Here is a 23,652-nt window from a genome sequence, read left to right on the forward strand (position 1 = left end):
GCCCCGCCGGATTCATTCACACATCCTGGGCGCGCGAACTGTCGTGCAGGGGCGCTAGCATCGGCGCCGGCATGCGCGCCGGGGCCGCGTGCCCATCACACCGAGGACGATCCATGAAGCGACGAGGGATGGGGGCGCTGCTGGCCGGCGCGATCGTGACCGTGTTGAGTGCCTGTGGCGGCGGCGGAGGTGGAGGCGGTGGCGGCGCGCTGCCGCTGGCCCTGCCCGCCAGCAGTCCGGCGGCCCCGGCGTCCACGCCTGTCGCCCAGGCCGGCGATCCGGACATCGTCGACGTGGCCTCCGTGGCGGGCCGGTGCGCCAAGCCCCGCAGCGGCAGCGCCGACCTGGCCGGGACCCTGCTCGACGAGAAGCGCTGGGTGCGCTCCTGGATCGACGACACCTACCTCTGGTACGACGAGGTGCCCACCCTCTCGGCGGCGAACTATGCGACGCCCATCGACTACTTCGCGGTGCTCAAGACCTCGGCGCTCACTTCCAGCGGCAAGCCCAAGGACCGCTTCCACTTCACCTACGACACGGCCGCGTACCAGGGCCTGTCGAGCAACGGCCAGGAGATCGGCTACGGCATCCGCTTCGCCTACCTCTCCAGCGTGCCGCCGCGGGACGTGCGCGTGGCCTACGTGGAGCCCAACTCGCCCGCCGCCGCGGCCGGCGTGACGCGCGGCATGCGCCTGCGCACCGTCGACGGCATCGACGTGACCAACGGCAGCAACGTGGATGGCCTCAACGCCGGGCTGGCGCCCCAGAAGGCAGGCGACGTGCACCAGCTGGGCCTGCGTACCCTGGCCGGTGGCGACGTCACGCTCAGCCTCACGGCCGCCGACATCGCCAGCAGCGCCGTGATGAACGTGAAGACCATCGCCACGGCCAGCGGCAACGTGGGTTATCTGCAGTTCAACCAGCACAGCGTGGCGGCCGAGGCGCAGTTGATGGACGCCATCGCCGGCCTGCGCGATGCCGCCGTGGCCGACGTGGTGCTGGACATGCGCTACAACGGCGGCGGTCTGCTGGGCATCGCCTCGGAGCTGGCCAGCATGATCGCGCCGACCGGCAGCACGGCGGGGCAGACCTTCGAGCGGCTGGTCTACAACCGCAAGAACCCCTTCGGCACGTCCGACGCCGCCAGCCGGGTGCCCTTCTATGCGACGGCGCAGTACGGCCCGCGTTCGGGCAGCCCACTGCCGCGGCTGAACCTGCCGCGCGTGCTGGTGCTGGCCGGTGGCGATACCTGCTCGGCCAGCGAGTCCGTGGTCAACGGCCTGCGCGGCATCGGCGTGAACGTGGCGCTGGTGGGCGGCGCCACTTGTGGCAAGCCCTACGGCTTCTATCCGCAGGACAACTGCGGCACCACCTACTTCGCCATCCAGTTCCAGGGCGTCAACGCCAAGGGCCAGGGCGACTACGCGGACGGCTTCGCGCCGACCTGCAGCGTGGCGGACGACTTCAGCCATGCGCTGGGCGATCCGGCGGAAGGGCGCCTGGCCGCGGCGCTGAGCCTGCGCCAGAACGGCGTGTGCCCCGCGCCCGCCACGCCGCTCGTGGCCAGCGCGCGCTCGGCCATCGCCGGCAGCGGCACCGGCCTGCCCGCCGATCAGGCCGTGCTGGGGCCGCGCGCGCCGTGGCTAGACAACCGGATCGTGCTGCCGGCGGACCGCGGGTTCTAGACAAACAGACGCCGATTGCAAGCAGCGGCAAGATCGAATGGCCGCGGAGCAGGCCATGCCAGTGCACCCGCGGAACCGGCTTTGCCGGGCCGGGGGGTGCGCCCCCCTCCAAGCCGAAGGCGCGAGGGAGGGGGGAGCCGCGAAGCGGCATGGGGGGTGCCCGCTTATCGCACGCTGGCGATGACCCGCACCACTTCCTCGCCGTAGGCCTCCAGCTTCTTCGCGCCGAGGCCGCTGACGCCTTCCAGGTCTTCCAGCGAGCCGGGCGCGCGCTCGGCGATGGCGGCGAGGGTGGCGTCGTGGAAGATGACGTAGGCCGGCAGGTTGTGGGCCTTGGCCACCTCGGCGCGCCAGGCCTTGAGGGCCGCAAAGCGGGCCTGTCCCGCGGTGTCGAGCGCCGCCGCCGCCGCCGGTGCCGCGGCGCTGGTGCCGCCCGTGCGCTCGCGCCGGCTGCGGCGCGGGGCCGGCTGCGACACCGACTCGCGCAGCCGCACCGGCACCTCGCCGCGCAGCACCGCGCGCGAGCCGTCGGTGAGGCGCAGGGTGTTGAACTTCTCCGCGTCCACCTCCACCGCGCCGATGGCGATCAGCTGGCGCAGCACGCCGCGCAGCTGCGTCTCGCTGTACTCGGCGCCGATGCCGAAGGTGCTCACCCGTTCATGGAAGAACTGCTTGACCTTGTCGGTGGTCTTGCCGCGCAGGATGTCCATGATGTGGCCGGCGCCGAAGCCGATGCCGCTTTGCTGCTGCACCCGGTAGATGGTGGACAGCAGCTTGCGCGCGGCATCCGTGCCGTCCCACACGGCGGGCGGCGACAGGCAGTTGTCGCAGCTGCCGCAGTGCATGAGCGGCACGCGCTCCTCGCCCTCGGGCGCATCGGGCGGCATGCCGTAGGTCTCGTCGAAGTAGGCCAGCAGCCGCACGCGGCGGCAGTCGGTGGCCTCAGCCAGGGCCAGCAGGGCGTCGAGCTTGCCGCGCATGACCTGCTTGAATTCCTCGGCCGCCGGGCTCTCGTCGATCATGCGGCGCTGGTTGACCACGTCCTGCAGGCCATAGGCCATCCAGGCATCGGCGGGCAGGCCGTCGCGGCCGGCGCGGCCGGTCTCCTGGTAGTAGCCCTCGATGTTCTTGGGCAGGTCCAGGTGGGCGACGAAGCGCACGTCGGGCTTGTCGATGCCCATGCCGAAGGCGATGGTGGCCACCATCACGACGCCCTCCTCGCGCAGGAAGCGGTCCTGGTGGCGCTGGCGCACGGCGGCGTCCAGGCCGGCGTGGTAGGGCAGCGCGTTGATGCCGGCATCGGCCAGCATCTGCGCCACCTCCTCCACGCGCTTGCGCGACTGGCAGTAGACGACGCCGGCCTCGCCCTCGTGCTCGCGCTCGATGAAGCGCAGCAGCTGCGTGCTGGCGTCCTTCTTCTCGACGATGGCGTAGCGGATGTTGGGCCGGTCGAAGCTGCTGACGAACTGGCGCGCGTCCTGCAATTGCAGCCGCTCGACGATGTCGGCGCGGGTGAGCGCATCGGCCGTGGCGGTGAGCGCGATGCGCGGCACGGCCGGGTAGCGCTCGTGCAGCACGGCCAGCGCGCGGTACTCGGGCCGGAAGTCGTGGCCCCACTGGCTCACGCAATGCGCCTCGTCGATGGCGAATAGGGCCAGCTTGCCGCGCGCGGCCAGGCCATCCAGCAGCTCCAGGAAGCGCGGCGTGTTGACGCGCTCGGGCGCGGCGTAGAGCAGCGTGAGTTCGGCGCGGGCGGTGCGGCGCTCCACGTCCAGCGCCTCCTGCCAGTCCAGCGTCGAGTTGAGGAAGGCGGCGCTCACGCCGGCCTCGTGCAGGGCGCCGACCTGGTCGTGCATCAGCGCGATCAGCGGCGAGACCACGATGCTCACGCCCTGGCCGGCACGGGCGCGGGCGATGGCCGGGATCTGGTAGCACAGCGACTTGCCGCCGCCGGTGGGCATCAGCACCAGGGCGTCGCCGCCGGCCGTCACCTGGTCGACGATGGCCGCCTGCGGGCCGCGGAAGGCCTCGTAGCCGAAGACCTCGCGCAGGATGGCCAGGGGCGCGGCGCTGCCGGAGTCGATGGAGTGGGTGGAAGACACGGTCGGGGCGGGCGGTGGCGGCGGGCGGGCTGGCGGCTGGAAAACGGGGGGATGCCTCCGGTGGCGGACGCGAGCGGCGCGCCTCCCGCGCGCCGGGTGGGCATTGTCTCAGGCCGGCCGTGGCCCCGATGCGGATCGGTGAGTCCACGACCCGACGGGCCTCCGGGCTGCGTGAACCATCGACCGTTCGGGCTGAGTCTGTGGAAGCCGTTTGCACACGGCCTCACAGCCCTGGCACGCCTCCTGCAATCCGGATGGCGATGGCACCCGCCGCTGCCTGTATAGACAACATTTTGGTGCGCGCCCTCGCCCGATGCACCGAAGCGGGACTTTCCTCCTGCGCTGCTCCTGCTCTCGATCAGGTGGCGCTGCGGGTTGTCCTGTATATACAGGTGTGGCAGGTCGCCTCAGACTGCGCGCGCTCCCGGCTGGCGAGGTCGCCCGCACCGATGTTCGTTGTTGTTCCGCCATTCACACCACAGGAGGGCCGCATGGCCAAGACCGTCTTCAAGATCGCATCGCTGGTGGCCGCGGCCGCCGCCCTCGCCTGCGCCGCAGGCCCCGCCGCCGCGCAGGAGACGAAGATCGCGCTCGGCATGTCCGGCTGGACCGGCTTCGCGCCGCTGACGCTGGCGGACAAGGCCGGCATCTTCAAGAAGAACGGCCTGGACGTGGAGATCAAGATGATCCCGCAGAAAGACCGCCACCTGGCCCTGGCCTCCGGCGCCATCCAGTGCGCCGCCACCACCGTGGAGACGCATGTGGCCTGGAACGCCAATGGCGTGCCCATCGTGCAGATCTTCCAGATGGACAAGTCCTACGGCGCCGACGGCATCGCCGTGCGGGGCGACGTCAAGTCCTTCGCCGACCTCAAGGGCAAGACCATCGGCGTCGATGCGCCCGGTACTGCGCCCTACTTCGGCCTGGCCTGGATGCTGAGCAAGAACGGCATGACCTTGAAGGACGTGAAGACCGTGACGCTGGCGCCGCAGGCCGCCGCCCAGGCCTTCGTGGCTGGCCAGAACGACGCCGCCATGACCTACGAGCCCTACCTGTCGACGGTGCGCAACGCACCGCAGTCCGGCAAGATCCTCGCGACCACGCTCGACTACCCGATGGTGATGGACACCGTGGGCTGCGCGCCCACCTGGCTCAAGGCCAACGCCAAGGCGGCGCAGGCGCTCACCGCGTCGTACTTCGAGGCGCTGGAGATGATCAAGGCCGAGCCCGCCAAGGCCAACGAGATCATGGGTTCCGCCGTCAAGCAGACCGGCGAGGCCTTCGCCAATTCGTCCAAGTACCTGCGCTGGCAGGACAAGGCCGCCAACCAGAAGTTCTTCTCCGGCGAGCTGGAGCAGTTCATGAAGGAGTCGGTGCCCATCCTGCTGGAGGCCGGCGTGATCCGCAAGGCGCCCGAGGACCTCAAGGCCACCTACGACGCGTCGTACATCAAGTAAATGCCGTTGCGTGAGTCTGCCGCCGTGCCCCGCCGTTCCGTCATGACCCCGCTGGAGCCCGTCGGCCCGCGCACGCGCTGGTTGCTGGGCGTGGCCTTCTTCGTGCTCTTCGTGGCGGTGTGGGCCTTCTTCACGCTGGGCGGCTACGTGTCGCCCACCTTCCTGGCCAGCCCGGTCACGATGGTGAAGGAGGCGGTGCTGCTGTTCACCGAGTACGGCTTCATCGGCGACATCGGCATGACGGTGTGGCGGGTGTTCGGCGGCTTCCTGCTGGCCGCCGTCATCGCGGTGCCGCTGGGCATCCTGATGGGCGCCTACAAGCCGGTGGAGGCCTTCCTGGAGCCCTTCGTCTCCTTCTGCCGCTACCTGCCGGCCTCGGCCTTCATCCCGCTGCTGATCCTGTGGGCGGGCATCGGCGAGGCGCAGAAGCTGCTGGTGATCTTCATCGGCTCGGTGTTCCAGATCATCCTGATGGTGGCGGTGACGGTGGGCAGCGCCCGCAAGGACCTGGTCGAGGCCGCCTACACGCTGGGCGCGGGCGGCGGCGGCATCGTGCGGCGGGTGCTCATCCCGGGCGCGGCGCCGGGCATCGCCGAGACGCTGCGCCTGGTGCTGGGCTGGGCCTGGACCTACGTGATCGTGGCCGAGCTCATTGGCTCGTCCTCGGGCATCGGCCACATGATCACCGACAGCCAGGCGTTGCTGAACACCGGGCAGATCATCTTCGGCATCATCGTCATCGGCCTGATCGGGCTGGTGTCGGACTTCCTGTTCAAGGCCGTCAACCGTCGGCTGTTCGCCTGGGCTTCGCTATGAGCGGCAACATGCAAGAAGCCGGCGTGCAGCTGGCCATCCGCGGCGTCTCGCGCACCTTCACCGGCGCGCGGGGGCAGTCCACGCAGGCGCTGCTGCCGGTGGACTTCGACGTGCGCGAGAACGACTTCGTCACCATCCTCGGACCCTCGGGCTGCGGCAAGTCGACGCTGCTGCGCATCGTGGCGGGGCTGGACTTTCCCACCAGTGGCCAGGTGCTGCTGGACGGCCGGCCGGTGACGGGGCCGGGCGCGGATCGGGGCATGGTGTTCCAGAGCTACACGCTCTTTCCGTGGCTGGACATCGAGCAGAACATCCGCTTCGGCCTGCGCGAGCGCGGCATGGCCGAGGCCGAGCAGAAGGAGCGCGCGGCCTACTTCATCGCCAAGGTGGGGTTGCGCGGCTTCGAGCGGCACTATCCCAAGCAGCTGTCGGGCGGCATGCAGCAGCGCACGGCCATCGCGCGTGCGCTGGCCAACGACCCCAAGATGCTGCTGATGGACGAGCCCTTCGGTGCGCTGGACAACCAGACGCGGGTGCTGATGCAGGAGCTGCTGCTGGGCATTTGGGAGGCCGAGCGCAAGACGGTGCTGTTCGTCACCCACGACATCGACGAGGCGATCTTCATGGCCAACCGGGTGGCGGTGTTCAGCGCCCGGCCGGGCCGCATCAAGACCGAGATCGCGGTGGACTTGCCGCATCCGCGTCACTACACGCTCAAGACCACGCCGGAGTTCATGGCGCTCAAGGCGCAACTGACGGAAGAGATCCGGGCGGAGTCGATGGCGGCGGCGGAGCATTGAGCGATGTTGGTACGGCGCAGTCAGGGTGATGTCGGGGGCGGCGCGCGTAGCCTGGCCGCGCTGCTGCTGCTGCTTCGTCGCGCGCATGCTGTGATGGGGTTGGGTGGGGTCCTGACGGGTGCCTGGGGCGGCGCGCGGGGCCGGGGCCGGCTGCCGCGGGCTCATGGCGGGGTGGTCGGCTGCGCCGACTCCGCTGCGATGCTCGGCCGGGGCTCGCGTCGCAGAACTCGCTGCGCGCTGGCGCGCTCCGCTCAGACAACTGCGACGAGTCAGCGCACGAAGCACGCCTGTCCTTCGGCAGGCGCGCCTCGCCCCGGCCTGCGCTTCTCGCCACCCCGCAAATCGCCCGCGCCAGCCGGCCCCGGCCCCGCGCGCTGGGGACGCTGCGTCGGTATCGGGACCGGGGAACCGCACGCCCGGTTTTCTGACTGGGCTTCGGCTTCGGCTTCGGCTTCGGCTTCGGCCTGGCCTTGGGCTTTCACTCCTCTCCCCTCTGGGGAGAGGTTGGGTGAGGGGCCGCCCCTTGCCTCATTGACGCCCGACACTCACCAGCGCCGCAGGCCCTCACCCCAGCCCTCTCCCAGAGGGAGAGGGAGCAACAGCCAGCCGCGGCTGGATCGGCGTGCACGACCGCACCACCGAAGCACCGCTGCCCACGGGCTGCCGGCTGCTCTGGCGCGCAAGCCCGAATGCGCCCGGATCAACCCGCAAGCTCGCTTAGAAGCAGAAGCGCAGACCGCACGCAACCCAGGAGGCCGACCATGACCACAGCCTCCAGAACCAAGCGCCAAGCCGAAGCTGCACCACGCAACGCGGCTCCCTCCCCCAACCCGTCCCTCGCCCTCTACGAGCAGGTCAAGGAACACATCGTCCGCCGCATCCAGAGTGGCGAATGGCCCGCCGGCCACCGCCTGCCGTCGGAACACGAGCTGGTCGCGCAGTTCGGCATCTCGCGCATGACTGCCAACCGCGCCCTGCGCGAACTGGTGGACGAAGGCCGCGTCAAGCGCGTGGCCGGCGTGGGCAGCTTCGTCGCCGAGACCAAGCCGCAGTCCACCCTGCTGCAGATCGCCAACATCGCCAGCGAGATCCGCGGCCGCGGCCACGACTACGGCTTCGAACTGCTGGCGGCCGAGCGCATCGCCGCACCCGCCGACATCGCCGCCTGGCTGGACGTGCGCCTGGGCGAATCGCTCTTCCACTGCCTCTGCCTGCATCTGGAGAACGGCATCCCCGTGCAGCTGGAGGACCGCTGGGTCAGCCCGCGCATGGTGCCGGCCTTCCTCGACCAGGACTTCTCGCTGATGCCGCCCAGCGAATACCTGGTGCGCCACGTGCCCTTCGACCAGATCGAGCACCTGGTCGACGCCGTGCTGCCCTCGCCCGAGCAGGCCGCGCGCCTGGCCATGGACGCGGGCGAGCCCTGCCTGCTGCTCAGCCGCCGTACGTGGTCGCGCGGCACGCCCATCACGCTGGTGCGCTGCCTGCATCCGGCCTCGCGCTACCGGCTGGGCAGTCGCTTCCGCGCCGACGGCAATCCCGGCTGGGGCTGACGGCCCCGCGCTCCCGCTTCGCTTTCGCACGTCACAACCTGTATAGACAACTTGCCATGACCACCCTGCTGACCCTCCATCCCGGCCAGGTCGACCTGGCCAGCCTGCGCCGCATCCACCAGGGCGGCCTGACGCTCGCGCTGGACGAAGGCGTGCGCTCCGGCATGCAGGCCGCGCAGGACGCCGTGCAGCGCATCGTGGACCACGACGACGTGGTCTACGGCATCAACACCGGCTTCGGCAAGCTGGCCAGCACCAGGATCGACCACGATCACCTGGCCGAGCTGCAGCGCAACCTGGTGCTGTCGCACAGCGTGGGGACCGGCGAGCCGCTGGCGGCCGAGGTCGTGCGGCTGGTGATCGCCACCAAGGCCGTGAGCCTGGCGCGCGGGCATTCCGGCGTGCGGCCGGCGCTGGTCGACGCGCTGCTGGCCCTGTTCAATGCCGGCGTCACGCCGCTGATCCCGGCCAAGGGCTCGGTCGGCGCCTCGGGCGACCTGGCGCCGCTGGCGCACCTGGCCTGCGTGCTCATCGGCGAAGGCCAGGCGCGTCTCTTGGACGGCCGCGTCGTCGGCGGTGCGCAAGCCATGCGCAGCATCGGGCTCGAACCCTTCGTGCTCGGCCCCAAGGAGGGGCTGGCGCTGCTCAACGGCACGCAGGTCTCGACGGCACTGGCGCTGGCGGGGCTCTTCGGCGCGGAGAGGGTCTTCGCCTCGGCGCTGATGTCAGGCGCACTCTCGCTGGAGGCCATCCAGGGCTCGATCAAGCCCTTCGATGCCCGCATCCATGCCGCGCGCGGCCAGCCGGGACAGATCGCCGTGGCCGCCGCGGTGCGCACGCTGCTGGAGGGCAGCGACATCATCCCCAGCCATGCCGACTGCGGCCGGGTGCAGGACCCGTATTCCATCCGCTGCATCCCGCAGGTCATGGGCGCCTGCCTGGACAACCTGACGCATGCCGCCCGCGTGCTGGTGACCGAGGCCAATGCCGCCTCCGACAATCCGCTGGTCTTCTGCGACACCGGCGAGGTCATCTCCGGCGGCAACTTCCATGCGGAGCCGGTGGCCTTCGCGGCCGACATCATCGCGCTGGCCGTGGCCGAGATCGGCGCCATCGCCGAGCGCCGCATCGCGCTGCTGCTGGACTCGGGCCTCTCGGGCCTGCCGCCCTTCCTGGTGCGCGACGGCGGGCTCAACTCCGGCTTCATGATCGCGCAGGTCACGGCCGCGGCCCTGGCCTCGGAGAACAAGTCGCTCGCCCATCCCGCCAGTGTGGACAGCCTGCCCACCTCGGCCAACCAGGAGGACCATGTGTCCATGGCGACCTTCGCGGCACGCCGGCTGGGCGAGATGGTGAACAACACCGCGGTGGTGATCGGCATCGAGGCCATGGCCGCCGCGCAGGGGATAGAACTGAAGCGCACCGAGACCACGCCACGCAGTTCTGCGGTCATCGAAGCCGAGATCGCCCGCATCCGCTGCCAGGTCGCCTTCGTCGAGCGCGACCGCTATCTGGCGCCCGACATCGAGGCCATGCGCCAGTGGGCGCTGGCCGCCGAACTGCCCGCCCCGCTGCTGACGCTGCTACCCAGCCACATCGCCTGAACCGCACGATCGACCGACACACCGACCTTCCAAGGAGCACCGCCATGAACGCCCCCGAGAACTTCATCGCCCGCACCGCCACGGCCCTCGCCGACCCGCGCGTGGACCCCAGCCGCGTCGTGCGCGCGCCGCGCGGCACCGACCTGTCGTGCAGGAACTGGCTGATCGAAGCGCCCTTCCGCATGCTGCAGAACAACCTCGACCCCGAGGTGGCCGAGAACCCGCAGGCCCTGGTGGTCTACGGCGGCATCGGCCGCGCGGCGCGCAACTGGGAATGCTTCGACGCCATCCTCGAATCGCTCAAGAAGCTGGGCGAGGACGAGACGCTGCTGGTGCAGTCCGGCAAGCCGGTGGGCGTGTTCAAGACCCATGCGGACGCGCCGCGGGTGCTGATCGCCAACTCCAACCTGGTGCCCAAGTGGGGCCACTGGGAGCACTTCCACGAGCTGGACCGCAAGGGCCTCTTCATGTACGGCCAGATGACTGCCGGAAGCTGGATCTACATCGGCAGCCAGGGCATCGTGCAGGGCACCTTCGAGACCTTCGTCGAAGCCGGGCGGCAGCACTACGGCAACGACCTGTCGGGCAAGTGGATCCTGACGGCCGGGCTCGGCGGCATGGGCGGCGCGCAGCCGCTGGCGGCCACGCTGGCGGGCGCCTGCTCGCTCACCATCGAATGCCAGCAGACGAGCATCGACTTCCGCCTGCGCACCCGCTACGTGGACAAGCAGGCGAAGGACATCGACGACGCCTTGGCTCTGATCGCGCACCACACCGCGAAGAAGGAGGCCGTCTCCATCGCGCTGCTCGGCAATGCGGCCGAGGTGCTGCCCGAGCTGGTGCGCCGCGCCAAGGCCGGCGGCCCCAAGCCCGACCTGGTCACCGACCAGACCTCGGCGCATGACCTGATCAACGGCTACCTGCCGGTGGGCTGGAGCGTGCCGCAATGGCGTGCCGCGTCGCAGGACCCGGCGCGCCATGCCGAACTCAAGCAGGCCGCCGCCGATGGCTGCGCCGTGCATGTGCAGGCCATGCTGGACTTCCAGGCCATGGGCATCCCGACGGTCGACTACGGCAACAACATCCGCCAGGTCGCCTTCGACCAGGGCGTGAAGAACGCCTTCGACTTCCCCGGCTTCGTGCCCGCCTACATCCGGCCGCTGTTCTGCGAGGGCAAGGGCCCCTTCCGCTGGGTGGCGCTGTCGGGCGACCCGGAGGACATCTACAGGACCGACGCCAAGATCAAGGAGCTCTTCCCCGACAACAGGCACACCCACCGCTGGCTGGACATGGCGCGCGAGCGCATCGCCTTCCAGGGCCTGCCCGCGCGCATCTGCTGGCTGGGCCTGGGCGAGCGCCACATCGCCGGCCTGGCCTTCAACGAGATGGTGCGAAAGGGCGAGCTCAAGGCCCCCATCGTCATCGGCCGCGACCACCTGGACACCGGCTCGGTGGCCAGCCCCAACCGCGAGACCGAAGGCATGAAGGACGGCACCGATGCGGTGAGCGACTGGCCGCTGCTCAACGCGCTGCTCAACACCGCGGGCGGCGCCACCTGGGTCAGCCTGCATCATGGCGGCGGTGTCGGCATGGGCTATTCGCAGCATGCCGGCATGGTGATCGTGTGCGACGGCACCGAAGCCGCCGAGCGCCGCCTGGCCCGCGTGCTGGTCAACGACTGCGCCTCGGGCGTGATGCGCCACGCGGACGCCGGCTACGAGCTGGCGGTGGCCACCGCGAAGAAATTCGGGCTCAACCTGCCGATGGTGCGCTGAGCGGCTCGCGCGCTCCAGCGCGCGGGAAGAAAGAAGGCGCCACAAAAACCGCTGCCCAGTCCCACCGCGTGGGACCGGGTGGTGCACATCGCGATGGCTTTTTTTGATACTGGACGGATGGCCTCGCCTGCGCCCCCCGTTGCTGCTGCCGCCGTTCCTGCCGCCGACCGCGTGCTGCAGGTGCTGGCCGTGCTGGCGCGGCAGGGCCGGCCGCTCACCGCGGCCGAGCTGATCGCCCACACCGGCCTGACGCGCAGCACCCTCTATCGGCAGCTGGCGCGCCTGCGCCGCTGGGGCTTCGTGATCGAGCGCGAAGGCAGCTATGCCCCGGGGCCGCTCAGCCTGCAGATGGCGCTGGGCTTCGACCTGGCGTCCGAGCTCATGCGCCAGGCGCGGCCCACCATGGAAGAGCTGGCCCGCCAGTCCCATGAAAGCGTGGGCCTCATCGTCGCCGTCAACGACCAGGCCATCTGCCTGGACATGGTCGAGAGCCACCAGTCGCTGCGCTGCTCCTTCGAGAAGGGCCGCAGCGTGCCGCTGCGCGCGGGCGCCTCGGCCAAGTGCCTGCTGGCGCACCTGGCGCCCTCCGCGCGGGCCGCCGTGCTCGACGCGCAGTACGGCGCCGGCACCGCCGAACGCGCCGCGGCCGAAGCCGAGCTGGACACCATCCGCCAGACCGGTCATGCCCTGAGCGCCGGCGAAGTGGACGACGGCGTCTGGGGCTGCAGCGTGCCGCTGATGGGCGCCTCGCACCAGGCGGCCGGCGTGCTGACGCTGATGGCCCCGATCCTGCGTGCACGGCACCAGGAGGCCGCGCTCGTGCAGATGACCGTGGTGGCGGGCGCCCGCATCTCGCGGCGGCTGCTGCTGCATTGAGCGGGACCGCACCGCCAGCCAGCCCGCTCCCTTCTTTCTTGCGCCTTCCGTTCTTCTCCCTTCCAACGTTCCCGGAGTGATCCCATGATGTCCCGCCCCCTGCCCCGCCGCCTGCTGCTCGCCCTCGTCGGCACCCTCGCCCTGGCCGGCACCGCCGCCCATGCCGCCGAGCCGCTGCGCGTGGCCACCGATGCCACCTTCCCGCCGATGGAATACATCGAGAACGGCAAGCGCACCGGCTTCGACACCGAGATGGTCGAGGCCATCGGCAAGCAGCTGGGCCGGCCCGTCGAGTGGATCGACATCGACTTCAAGGGCCTGATCCCGGCCCTGGTCTCGCGCCGCGCCGACATGGCCGTCTCGGCCATCTACATCACCGACGAGCGCCGCAAGGTGGTCGACTTCACCGTGCCCTACTACGCCGGCGGCCTGGTGGTGATGACCAAGGCCGACAACACCACCGTCAGGTCGCCCGCCGACCTGGCCGGCCGCAAGGTGAGTGTGCAGGTGGGCACCAAGTCGGTGAGCTTCCTCAAGGAGAAGTACCCGCAGGCCCAGCTGCTCGAGGTCGAGAAGAACCAGGAGATGTTCAACCTGGTGGAAGTCGGCCGCACCGACGCCGCCGTCACCGGCAAGCCCGCCGCCTACCAGTACGTGCGCACCCGGCCGGGCCTGAAGGTGATGCCCGAGCAGCTGACCACCGAGGAATACGGCATGGCCATCCGCAAGGACACGCCCGAGCTCACGAAGGCCGTGAACGACGCGCTCGCCAGGATGAAGGCCGATGGCTCTTATGCCGCCATCGTCCAGAAGTGGTTCCCTGCGTCGAAGTAATGCACGGCTGACCCCAGGACGCAATGATGGATCTGGACTTCTCGCCGGTCTGGGCCGGATGGCCCGACCTGCTGCGCGGCACGTTGGTGACGGTGGAGATCACCGCCTGCGCGCTGCTGCTGGGCTGCGTGCTGGGCCTGGCGGTGGGCATCGGCCGGCTGCGGCCGCAGCGCCGCTGGCTCTACAGCGTGTGCACCGCCTATGTGGCCGTGATCCGCGGCACGCCGCTGCTGGTGCAGCTGTTCATCCTGTTCTTCGGGCTGCCGCATTTCGGGCTGCTGTTGCCGGCCTTCCTGTGCGGCGTGCTGGGCCTGGGCGTGTACAGCGGCGCCTATGTGTCGGAGATCGTGCGCGGTGCCATCCAGTCCATCGACCGCGGCCAGACCATGGCCGCCCAGTCCCTGGGCATGACGCCGGGCCAGGCCATGCGCCACATCATCCTGCCGCAGGCGGTGGTGCGCATGATCCCGCCGCTGGGCAACGAGTTCATCGCGCTCATCAAGAACTCGGCCCTGGTCTCGCTGCTGACCATCCACGACGTGATGCACGAGGGCCAGAAGATCATCAGCGTGTCCTACCGCTCGCTGGAGGTGTACCTGGCCATCGCGGCCGTGTACTTCGCCCTCACCGGCACGGTGACGCTGGTGCTGCGCCACTTCGAACGCCGGCTGCGTCAAGGCGGCCTGGTGCATTGAAGTGACACCCGCCCACGGAGACATCGCCATGACGACCCTGCACCGCTTCGACCTCGACCGGCTCCCGGCGACGCCCTGGAAGAACGGCGGCGGCCGCACGCGCGAGATCGCCTGCTGGCCGCCCGGCGCCGGGCTGGAGGACTTCGGCTGGCGCTGCTCGGTGGCGACCGTGGATGCCGATGGCCCCTTCTCCACCTTCGCCGGCATCGACCGCCGCATCCTGCTGCTGGCGGGCAACGGCCTGCACCTGACCGGCGAGGGCATCGACCACCGGCTGGACGTGCCGCTGCAGCCCTTCGCCTTTGCCGGCGAGGCGGCCATCGCCTGCAGTCGGCTGGGCAGCACCTCGACCGACTTCAACCTGATGACGCGGCGCGGCCGCTGGCAGGCCGAGCTGACGGTGCACGACCATGCGGTGCGCCTGGCCGGCGCGCCGCACGGGCTGCTGCTGGCGGTCTCGGGCACCTGGCGCACCGGCACCGCAGCGCCGCTGGAAGCGGGCCAAGGCCTCTGGTGGGCCGATGTCGCGGGCCCCGCGGAGGCGGTGCCTGACACAGAGGGCGGCGAGGCGCGCCTGATCGCCATCCGCCTGATGCCGCTATGACCGCCCTGCCCTTCTCCCAACGCCCCAGCGCCGACGGCCTGTGGACCGGCCTGCGCGGCAGCGACGGCCAGCCGCTGGCGCTGACCGTGGCAGATGGCCGCATCGTGTGGCGAGGCACCCCCGATGCGCTGCCGCCCGGCGCGGACGCCCTGCCCCGCCACGACGGCGGCGGCGCGCTGGTCACGCCGGGCCTCGTCGACTGCCACACCCACCTGGTCTACGGCGGCCAGCGCGCCAACGAATTCGCCATGCGCCTGGCCGGCGCCAGCTACGAAGAGGTGGCGCGCGCCGGTGGCGGCATCGTCTCCACGGTGCGGGCCACGCGCGAGGCCAGCGAGGACGCGCTGTTCGACGCCGCCAGCGCCCGCCTTGCGCCGTTGCTGGCCGAGGGCGTGTGCGCCATCGAGATCAAGTCCGGCTACGGCCTCGCCTTGGAGCACGAACGCAAGCAGCTGCGCGTGGCCCGCCGCCTGGCCGCCGCCCATGGCGTGACGGTGCGCACCACCTTCCTCGGCGCCCACGCGCTGCCGCCCGAATACGCGGGCCGCAGCAGCGACTACATCGACCTCGTCTGCCGCGAGATGCTGCCCGCGCTGCATGCCGAAGGCCTGGTGGACGCGGTGGACGTGTTCTGCGAGCGCATCGCCTTCTCGCTCGAAGAGACCGAGCGCGTGTTCCAGGCCGCAAAGGCGCTGGGCCTGCCGGTCAAGCTGCATGCCGAGCAGCTCAGCGACATGGGCGGCGCGTCCCTGGCGGCACGCTACGGCGCCCTCTCCTGCGACCACATCGAGCACCTGTCGCCCGCCGGCATCGCGGCCATGGCGCAGGCCGGCACCGTGGCCGTGCTGCTGCCCGGCGCCTACTACACGCTGCGCGACACGCAGCTGCCGCCCATCGCCGGCCTGCGCGCGGCCGGCGTGCCCATGGCCGTCTCTACCGACCACAACCCGGGCACCTCGCCCTGCCTGAGCCTGCTCCTGATGATGAACATGGCCTGCACCCTGTTCCGCCTGACGGTGCCCGAGGCGCTGGCGGGCGTCACCACCCATGCCGCGCGGGCGCTGGGCATTTCGGCCACGCATGGCGAACTGGCCGTCGGCCGCGCCGCCGACTTCGTGCTGTGGAACGTGCAGGAGGCCGCCGAGCTGGCCTACTGGTTCGGCCAGCGGCCCGTGCGTTGCGTCATCCGCCAGGGCAGGATCGCGGAGGGCGCGCTTTGAGCGCCGGGAGCCTCTTCGCCGATCACGCCCTGCTGCCTGGCGGCTGGGCGCGCGACGTGCGCCTGGACTGGGACGCCGCCGGCCGCCTCACCGCCGTCCAGCCCGGCGCCTCCGCCGAGCCCGGCATGCCGCGTGCCGAAGGCCCGCTGTTGCCCGGCATGCCCAACCTGCATTCGCATGCCTTCCAGCGCGGCATGGCGGGCCTGACCGAGTACCGCGCCGAGGCGCAGGACAGCTTCTGGAGCTGGCGCAGCCTCATGTACCGCTTCGCGCTGCGGCTGAGCCCTTCGCAGCTGGAAGCCATCGCCTTCGGCCTCTACGTCGACATGCTGGAGGCCGGCTACACGGCGGTGTGCGAGTTCCACTACGTGCACCACGACACCGACGGCCATCCCTACGCCGACGATGCCGAGCTGGCCCGCGCCCTGCTGCGCGCCGCCGAGCGTGCGGGCATCGGCCTGACGCTGCTGCCGGTGCTCTATCAGACCAGCGGCTTCGGCGGCGCCGCGCCGGCCGAAGGCCAGCGCCGGTTCATCCGCAGCACCGCGTCGATGCTGCGGCTGCTCGAAACGCTGCGTCCGGTTTGTGAGGCCCAGGGCGCGCGCCTGGGCCTGGCGCCGCATTCGCTGCGCGCCGTGCCGCCCGAGGCGCTGCGCGACGCGCTGGCCGGCCTGGCCGCGCAGGACGCGACCGCGCCCATCCACATCCACATCGCCGAGCAGACCAAGGAGGTGGAGGACTGCGTCGCCTGGAGCGGCCAGCGCCCCGTCGCCTGGCTTCTGGACCATGCGCCGGTCGATGCCCGCTGGTGCCTGGTGCATGCCACGCACATGGACGCCGACGAATACTGTCGCGCCGCCGCCACCGGCGCGGTGGCGGGCCTGTGCCCCACCACCGAGGCCAACCTGGGCGACGGCCTGTTCGACCTGCCGCGGTGGACCGCCGGTGGCGGCGACGGAGAACCGGACCCCGCTGCCCGGCAGGGTGCGTCCTCGACGGCCTCCGGCGCCGGCAGGCGGCCCGGCGGCGGCGCCTGGGGCATCGGCTCCGACAGCCATGCCTGCGTCGATGCGGCCGAGGAGCTGCTGATGCTGGAGTACGGTCAGCGCCTGCTGCGCCGCCAGCGCAACGTGGCCGCCACCGCGGCGCAGCCCGATGTGGCCACCGCCCTATGGCTGTCGGGCGTGGGCGGCGGCGCACAGGCGTCGGGCCGCGCGCTCGGTGGCCTGGCCGTGGGCCAGCAGGCGGACATGCTCGTGCTCGACGCGGCCCATCCGGTGCTGGCCGGGCTGGAGGCGCCGCAGATGCTGTCGGCCCATGTCTTCGCCGCCGGCCGCCAGCGCCCGCTCGCGCAGGCGTACGTGGCCGGCCGCAAGACGGTCGATGCCGGCCGCCATCCGCTGCGCGCCGAGGCCCAGCGGGCGTTCGTCCAGGCCCGGCGCGAACTGCTGGCCGGTGGGGCCTGAGCGCCGGCTCTGCCGCACCGGAGCTCGGCCCATGAGCGCGCCCGAACCCCTTTGCTTTTCGGTGCCGTGCCCCCGCGCCAGCGCGGGCGCACGGCCGCCTTCACACTCGCTTCTGCCATGACCGCCTTCACCACCACCGAACCCCCCTTCCGCTTCCGCCAGGGCACGCGGCCGCTGCTGATCTCCATGCCGCACGTCGGCACGCATGTGCCGCCCGCGTTGGCTGCGCGCCTGACCGATGAGGCCCGCCAGGTGCCCGACACCGACTGGCACCTGGAGCGCCTTTACGACTTCGCCGACGAACTCGGCGCTTCGGTCCTGGTGGCGACGCATTCGCGCTATGTGATCGACCTGAACCGGCCGCCGGACGGCGCCAGCCTGTACCCGGGCCAGAGCGTGACGGGCCTGTGCCCCGTCGACACCTTCGACGACACGCCGCTGTACGCGGACCCGGCCGACCAGCCCACCGAGGCCGAGATCGCCGCCCGCCGCGAGGCGATCTGGGTGCCCTACCACGCGAAGCTGGCCGAGGAGCTCGAACGCATCCGCGCCGCCCATGGCATCGCCATGCTGTGGGACGCGCATTCCATCCGCTCGGTGCTGCCGCGCTTCTTCGAAGGCACCCTGCCCGACCTCAACCTGGGCACGGCCCAGGGCGCGGCCTGCGACCCGCAGCTGGCCGAACAACTGCTGGCCATCGCCCGCGCCGACACGGCGCACACCAGCGTGCTCAACGGCCGTTTCACCGGGGGCTACATCACCCGCCACCATGGCCAGCCGGCACGCGGCGTGCATGCGGTGCAGCTCGAAATGACCCAGAGCAGCTACATGCAGGAACGCCTTCCCTTCGACTACCTGCCCGACGTGGCCGCGCGCGTGCAGCCCACCGTGCGCCGCATGCTGGAGGCCATGCTGGCCTTTGCCGACGGAGCGCGCGCATGAGCGGCCATCCGGCGGCCTCGCAGGGCACGCTTGCCGCAGGCGAGGGCATGGCAGGCGGCCCGGCGGGCGTCCGCCGCGCTGCTCCGCCGGCCTTCCTCGCCGCCCTGATCGAGGCCCTCGGCGCCGACGCCGTCACGCCCGGCGAGGCCGTGCCCGACCGCCACCTGGCCGATTGGAGCGGCCTGCCGCCCGTGCGCCCGCTGGCCCTGCTGCGACCGCGCAGCACCGAGGCCGTGTCGGCCGCATTGCGCCTGTGTACCGAGCACCGCGTGCCGGTCGTGCCCCAGGGTGGCCTCACCGGCCTGGCCGGCGCCGCCATGCCTGTCGAAGGCGCGGTCGCCCTGTCGCTGGAACGCATGAACGCCATCGAGTCGGTCGATGCCGCCACGCGCACCCTCACCGCCCAGGCCGGCGTCACCATCCAGGCCGTGCAGGAGGCCGCTGCCGAAGCCGGCCTGCGCTTCGGTGTGGACTTCGGCGCCCGCGGCTCGGCCCAGGTGGGCGGTGCCCTGGCCACCAACGCGGGTGGCAACGGCGTGCTGCAGTTCGGCATGATGCGCGAGCAGCTGCTGGGCCTGGAGGCCGTGCTGCCCGACGGCCGCGTGCTGCCCATGCTGCGGCCCATGCAGAAGAACAACACCGGCTACGACCTCAAGCAGTTCTTCGTCGGCGCGGAAGGCACGCTGGGCGTGATCACCCGCGCCCTCTTCCGCCTGCATCCGGCACCCCGTGCGCGTGCCACGCTGCTGGCCGCCCTGCCCGACTACGACGCCGCCCTCGCCCTGCTCGGCCGACTGCAGTCCCGCTTCGCCGGCGGCGTCGCCGCCTTCGAGCTGATGTGGCGCGACTTCGTGGCCGCCTCCATGGCCTGGCAGCACCTGCGCGAGCCCTTCGACACGGAGCATCCTCTGATGGCCCTGGTCGATCTGGACGGCGGCAGCGAGGCCGCGCTGCAGGCCGAGGTGGAAGAAGCCCTGGCCGAGGCCATGGAGGCCGGCCTGGTGGTCGATGCCGCCCTGGCCCAGTCGCAGGCCCAGGCCGCGGCCTTCTGGAAGATCCGCGAGGCCACCGCCGAGCTTCCGGCCAACCTGCGTCCGCCGGTCAACTTCGACGTCAGCCTGCCGATGGCGCAGATCGGCCGCTTCGTCGACGAATGCCGCGCCGCGCTGGAGGCGCGCTGGCCGGGCCACACCAGCGTCTTCTTCGGCCACATCGGCGACAGCAACCTGCACCTCTCGATCGATGGCGCCAGCATCGGCGGCGATGCCGAGGCGGCGGAGCAGCTGGTCTACGGCATGGTCGGCCGCTTTGCCGGCAGCGTCTCGGCCGAGCACGGCATCGGCCTGCACAAGAAGCCCTACCTGGGCGCCAGCCGCACGCCCGAAGAACTCGACGCCATGCGCGCCATCAAGGCCGCGCTGGATCCGCTGGGGTTGATGAATCCGGGGAAGGTGTTCTGAGCGCAGGGACCGGGGCCCGCTGACCGTCTGCCTGGCGCGCGTTCAACGCTCAGTGGCGCATGCTGGGCTCGCGCCGTACCGGCCAGTCCAGTCGCACGGCGGTGCCCTGCCCCGGCGTCGACGTCACGGCCAACGTGGCCCCGATGGCGGCGGCGCGGCTGCGCATGCTGGCCAGGCCCTGGCCGCCCGCGGGCGGACCGTCCGCCGCGAAGCCGCGGCCGTCGTCGGCCAGCACGATCTCCATGCGCTCGGGCGGGCCGGCATGCCAGTGCGCTTCGAGGCGGATGCGCCGCGCCTGCGCATGGCGCAGCACGTTGGTGAAGCCCTCCAGCAGGATGCGCTGGATCTGCATGGCCGTCTGCGGCGTGACGTCGGCGCGCGGCGGCAGGCTGTCGACCTCCCATTCCAGCGTCAGGCCGGCCGCCTCCAGGCGCGGTTGCAGCCGGTAGCGCAGCGTGGCGAGCACCACGGTGAGGTCGCCTTCCAGCGGCTGAAGCGAATCGACGGCCACGCGCAACTCGTCCAGCGCCAGCTTGACCTGCGCCTCCATCAACGCCGGGTCGGCGCCCGGGCGGCCCACCAGGTTGAGCAGGCCCACCAGCTGCGAGCCGACGCCGTCGTGGATCTCGCGCATCAGGCGCTGTCGCTCCAGCAGCACGGCCTGCTGCTCGCGCTCGGCCTGCAGCGCGTCCATGGCGGCAGTGAGCTGGCGCTCGCGCTCGGCCACGCGCGCATCGAGCGAGCGAGCCAGGTCGCGGTACTCGCGCACCGAGCGGCTGTAGCGCTCGACCACCATGCCGGCCAGGATCAGCACGAAGCCGAACATGGCATGCGGGGTGAGCGGCACCCAGCTCGCCCCGCCCAGGCCGATGCGCACGTGCAGCAGGTCGTGCAGCCCGGCTGCGATGGCCAGCACCCCGGCGACGAGCAGGGCATAGGCGGTCGGGCGCCGGCCCGCCACGGCTTCGCGCACCACGCCTGGGAGGCTCAGGATGCCGCCCCCGCACAGCAGCGCCAGCGCGGCCGTCCACAGCAGCGGCCGGCGCAGCGCGAAGGAGGCGGCTGCCAGCAGCACCGCGGCCCACAGGATCGCGCTCAGCAGCTGCAGCACCCGGGGCGAGGGCTGGCGCAGCGCGAGCGTGACGAAGCGTGCGAGCAGGGCGATGTGGACCGCATAGCTCATGGCCACGAGCGCGCCCCATTCGGGCCAGGGCAGCGGCATCTGCAGGCCGCTCTGGTCGAAGTTGCGCAGTGCGCCGGCAACCGCGGCCACGCCGAAGCAGCCATAGAGCGGATCGCGCTGGCGCCACCAGAGGCCCGCGGCCAGACCGCCCATCAACAGCAGACCCGTGGCATACACCAGCGACAGCGTATTGCGCCACAGCCGCTCCTGGGCCTCCAGCGCCTCCAGCCGGGCCAGTGGTCCCCAGCGCACCGCCGAGACGCCGCCGCCGCGCTGCGGCTGGAAGCTCAGCTCGATCCGCACGCGCAGGGGCGCGGCCGCGCCGTCGACGAGGTCGGCGGGCAGCCGCACCAGCCGCGGGCCCCGGCCGGCATCGAAGCCAGGGTCGCCCAACTGGCCCCAGCGCGCCACGAGCCGGTCGTCCACGTAGATGGCGGCCTGGTTGCCCAGTGCTTCGAAGAGCAGGCCATGGAGGCGGTCCTCCGTGCCCGCAGCCGGGACGGGCAGGTCGAGCGTCAGCGTGGCGCCGCCGGCCTGGCGCGGCGACTGGTCGGCCCAGCGGAAGGGCAGGGGGACGGCGCGGGCCGGGCGCGGCGGCTCGCCGGCCACGCGCACCACCGCCTCGGCCGCGTTCAGCGTCAGCAGCTCGGCCGCGGGTGCGGCGGTGGCCGGCCCGGGCGCGCACAGAAGGGCGGGCAGCAGCAGGAGGGCGAGGCGCCACGCCAGCCGGCGCGCGCGGGGGATGCGTCCGGCGTGCGGATCCTCAGGGCAGCAGGCCAAGGTTGCGGGCTTCGTAGACGGCCTCGGACTTGTTGTGCACGTCCAGCTTGCCGTAGATGTTGCGCACATGGGTCTGCACCGTGCTGACCGACACGCCGATGCGGGCGGCGCTCTCGGCATAGGTGAAGCCGCGGGAGATGAGGTCCAGCACCTCGAATTCGCGCGGCGACAGCCGCTCGGCCGCGGGCGCCGCACCGGCCTGCGCCGGACTGGCCGGCGCGGCGCCGCGCCCACCCGGGAGGGCCGTGCCGCCGGTCTGTTGCCAGCGCCGCAGCAGCTGCCGCGCAATGATGGGCGACATGGGCGAGCCGCCCGCACGCAGCGATCGGATGTGCAGGCCCAGGTCGTGCTCGGTGCCGTCCTTGAGCAGGTAGCCGCTGGCGCCCGCCTCGAAGGCCCGCACCATGTTGGCCTCGTCGCCGAAGATGGTGATGACCATCACCGCGCAGTCGGGCTGCAGCCGGCGCGCGGCGCGGATCACCTCCAGGCCCGGGCGGTCGGGCAGGCCCAGGTCCACCAGCAGCACGTCCAGCGGCTGCCGGGGCAGCCAGTCGAGGATCTGCTGCGCGGTGGCGGCCTCGAACACCAGCGCCAGCCCGGCGTCGCCCGTCACCGCATGGGCGATGCGCTGGCGCATGCCGGCATCGTCCTCGACCAGGGCGACGCGGGCCGGCCTGCCGGAAGTGCTCGTCGGTGGGGTAATCATTGCCAGTCGTCGCGGGGGATGGTGTGGCGCTCGGCCAGGCCGCCCGAATGGTAGAGGCCCACCTCGACGCGGTCGTCATGGACCGTCGCCAGGCCCCAGTGGTGAAGCGTGGTGGGATTGCGGCTGGTCATCATCCAGGCGGGCAGGGCGGCGCCGGAGGCCGTGGCCTCGAACAGGCAGGTCTCGCCCGCGTAGCGCTGATAGCGGCGGAAGGCGTTGCGATGGATGTCGCCGCTGAGCAGCAGCAGGCGCCGCTGCGCCGCCAGGGCGAGCAACTGGTCGTGTTCCTGATGGCAGTCGGCCCAGGTCTCTCCCTGGTCCGCGCTGTTGGCCAGCCAGGTGTCGCGCTCGAACACCACGCCCGAGGCGACGATGTGGATCGCCTGCGGCTCGGCGCAGCCCGCGATCAGCGCCGCCATCTGCGGCTGGCCCAGCAGCGCCTTGTGGCCGTTGCCGGCCTTGAAGCTGCGCCCGTCGGTGAGGTGCAGCACCACGCCGTCGGCCAGCGGCACGCGCTGGTAGCCGGGCGCGGGCGGCGGCCGGGTGTGGTCGATGGTCTCGAAGAGGGGCATGCGCCCCGGGCCCGGCCTGGCGGCCAGCGCCGCGCGGAAGGCGCTGAACAGGCAGCGCGAATAGGCCAGATGGTCGCGCCACTGCGGATCGGCGGCGAGGTCGGCGCCGCAGGCGTTGTTCCAGAGGAAGTCGTGGTCGTCCCAGATGGCGGAGGTGGGCACCTGGGCCACCAGCGCCCGGAACTCCGGGCAGTCCAGCTGCTGCTGCAGGCGCCGGTGGGCATGGCGGCCGAACTGCTCGGCACTCATGGCCTGGACGCTGGCGGTATCGGCCCCATGCACGTCGTAGTAGGCCGCGTCGCCCAGCAGCACCAGGTGGTCGGGCTGGGCTTCGGCGATGCGCGTCCACACCGGCTGGCTGGGGAACTGCGTGGCCTCGGCGCACGAGGTGAAGGCGATCTTCAGGGGGGTGGGCATGGGGGCTCCGCGGGGGGGATGGGACCGCGGCGAGTGTCGATTCTGGAGCGCCGGCCGCCGTCCCATGAATGGGGGACCTGCGGCCAGATCGGCCACCCAGGGAGC

General features: G+C 71.6%; 19 protein-coding genes. 15 read left to right on the forward strand and 4 right to left on the reverse strand.

The features are described 5' to 3' along the window. Positions 1-113: 113 nt before the first annotated feature. A complete protein-coding gene (locus ACT54X_RS00975; protein WP_294366320.1) occupies positions 114-1,685 on the forward strand; it encodes a S41 family peptidase in 1,572 nt (523 codons plus the stop codon). Between the two features lie 164 nt (positions 1,686-1,849). On the opposite strand, the gene recQ is transcribed toward ACT54X_RS00975, so the two are convergent. Then, positions 1,850-3,787 (reverse strand): DNA helicase RecQ, encoded by a 1,938-nt coding sequence (gene recQ, locus ACT54X_RS00980; RefSeq protein ID WP_354319070.1) that lies wholly within the window; start codon positions 3,785-3,787, stop codon positions 1,850-1,852. Between the two features lie 491 nt (positions 3,788-4,278). On the opposite strand from recQ, the gene ACT54X_RS00985 reads away from it, so the two are divergent. The 14 genes from ACT54X_RS00985 to ACT54X_RS01050 all read left to right on the forward strand — a co-directional run bounded on the left by ACT54X_RS00985 (position 4,279) and on the right by ACT54X_RS01050 (position 19,889). Continuing rightward, positions 4,279-5,244 (forward strand): ABC transporter substrate-binding protein, encoded by a 966-nt coding sequence (locus tag ACT54X_RS00985; protein ID WP_476344527.1) that lies wholly within the window; start codon positions 4,279-4,281, stop codon positions 5,242-5,244. Further along, positions 5,245-6,060, forward strand: a complete 816-nt coding sequence (locus tag ACT54X_RS00990) for an ABC transporter permease (RefSeq protein WP_294366325.1) — start codon at positions 5,245-5,247, stop codon at positions 6,058-6,060. Between the two features lie 8 nt (positions 6,061-6,068). Continuing rightward, entirely contained in the window at positions 6,069-6,860 is a 792-nt protein-coding gene (locus tag ACT54X_RS00995) for an ABC transporter ATP-binding protein (protein WP_294366327.1), read from the forward strand. 761 nt (positions 6,861-7,621) lie between these two features. Then, entirely contained in the window at positions 7,622-8,413 is a 792-nt protein-coding gene (hutC, locus tag ACT54X_RS01000) for a histidine utilization repressor (RefSeq protein WP_294366329.1), read from the forward strand. A 56-nt stretch (positions 8,414-8,469) separates the two neighbouring features. Next, positions 8,470-10,017: a histidine ammonia-lyase gene (hutH, locus tag ACT54X_RS01005; protein WP_294366332.1), complete on the forward strand. Its 1,548-nt coding sequence runs from the start codon at positions 8,470-8,472 to the stop codon at positions 10,015-10,017. A gap of 44 nt (positions 10,018-10,061) precedes the next feature. Further along, positions 10,062-11,792, forward strand: coding sequence for a urocanate hydratase (gene hutU, locus ACT54X_RS01010; protein WP_294366333.1), 1,731 nt, complete (start codon positions 10,062-10,064; stop codon positions 11,790-11,792). A gap of 117 nt (positions 11,793-11,909) precedes the next feature. After that, positions 11,910-12,668, forward strand: coding sequence for an IclR family transcriptional regulator (locus tag ACT54X_RS01015; protein ID WP_294366335.1), 759 nt, complete (start codon positions 11,910-11,912; stop codon positions 12,666-12,668). An 84-nt stretch (positions 12,669-12,752) separates the two neighbouring features. Continuing rightward, positions 12,753-13,502: a transporter substrate-binding domain-containing protein gene (locus ACT54X_RS01020; protein WP_294366337.1), complete on the forward strand. Its 750-nt coding sequence runs from the start codon at positions 12,753-12,755 to the stop codon at positions 13,500-13,502. A 26-nt stretch (positions 13,503-13,528) separates the two neighbouring features. Then, positions 13,529-14,197: an amino acid ABC transporter permease gene (locus ACT54X_RS01025; RefSeq protein WP_294366338.1), complete on the forward strand. Its 669-nt coding sequence runs from the start codon at positions 13,529-13,531 to the stop codon at positions 14,195-14,197. A gap of 28 nt (positions 14,198-14,225) precedes the next feature. Further along, complete coding sequence (locus tag ACT54X_RS01030; protein WP_294366340.1) at positions 14,226-14,801, forward strand: HutD/Ves family protein; 576 nt, start codon at positions 14,226-14,228, stop codon at positions 14,799-14,801. Next, the gene (gene hutI, locus ACT54X_RS01035) at positions 14,798-16,021 is read left to right on the forward strand and encodes an imidazolonepropionase (protein WP_476344532.1); all 1,224 of its coding nucleotides are present in this window, start codon (positions 14,798-14,800) and stop codon (positions 16,019-16,021) included. The genes ACT54X_RS01030 and hutI overlap by 4 nt, the downstream gene beginning before the upstream one ends. Then, positions 16,018-17,487, forward strand: a complete 1,470-nt coding sequence (locus tag ACT54X_RS01040) for a formimidoylglutamate deiminase (RefSeq protein ID WP_476344534.1) — start codon at positions 16,018-16,020, stop codon at positions 17,485-17,487. Before hutI ends, ACT54X_RS01040 begins: the two co-directional genes overlap by 4 nt. Positions 17,488-17,604: 117 nt before the next feature. Further along, complete coding sequence (hutG, locus tag ACT54X_RS01045; RefSeq protein ID WP_294366346.1) at positions 17,605-18,429, forward strand: N-formylglutamate deformylase; 825 nt, start codon at positions 17,605-17,607, stop codon at positions 18,427-18,429. A 47-nt stretch (positions 18,430-18,476) separates the two neighbouring features. Then, the gene (locus ACT54X_RS01050) at positions 18,477-19,889 is read left to right on the forward strand and encodes an FAD-binding oxidoreductase (RefSeq protein ID WP_294366769.1); all 1,413 of its coding nucleotides are present in this window, start codon (positions 18,477-18,479) and stop codon (positions 19,887-19,889) included. Positions 19,890-19,938: 49 nt separating this feature from the next. On the opposite strand, the gene ACT54X_RS01055 is transcribed toward ACT54X_RS01050, so the two are convergent. From ACT54X_RS01055 to ACT54X_RS01065, 3 genes are read right to left on the reverse strand one after another with little or no spacing between them, the layout of a single operon-like run. Then, positions 19,939-21,852 (reverse strand): sensor histidine kinase, encoded by a 1,914-nt coding sequence (locus ACT54X_RS01055; protein ID WP_294366347.1) that lies wholly within the window; start codon positions 21,850-21,852, stop codon positions 19,939-19,941. Further along, positions 21,836-22,558 (reverse strand): response regulator transcription factor, encoded by a 723-nt coding sequence (locus ACT54X_RS01060; RefSeq protein WP_294366348.1) that lies wholly within the window; start codon positions 22,556-22,558, stop codon positions 21,836-21,838. Before ACT54X_RS01060 ends, ACT54X_RS01055 begins: the two co-directional genes overlap by 17 nt. Next, positions 22,555-23,547, reverse strand: coding sequence for an alkaline phosphatase D family protein (locus ACT54X_RS01065; RefSeq protein ID WP_294366350.1), 993 nt, complete (start codon positions 23,545-23,547; stop codon positions 22,555-22,557). The genes ACT54X_RS01060 and ACT54X_RS01065 overlap by 4 nt, the downstream gene beginning before the upstream one ends. Positions 23,548-23,652 lie beyond the last annotated feature (105 nt).

The sequence above is a fragment of the Pseudacidovorax sp. DMC4 genome, from assembly GCF_056314265.1.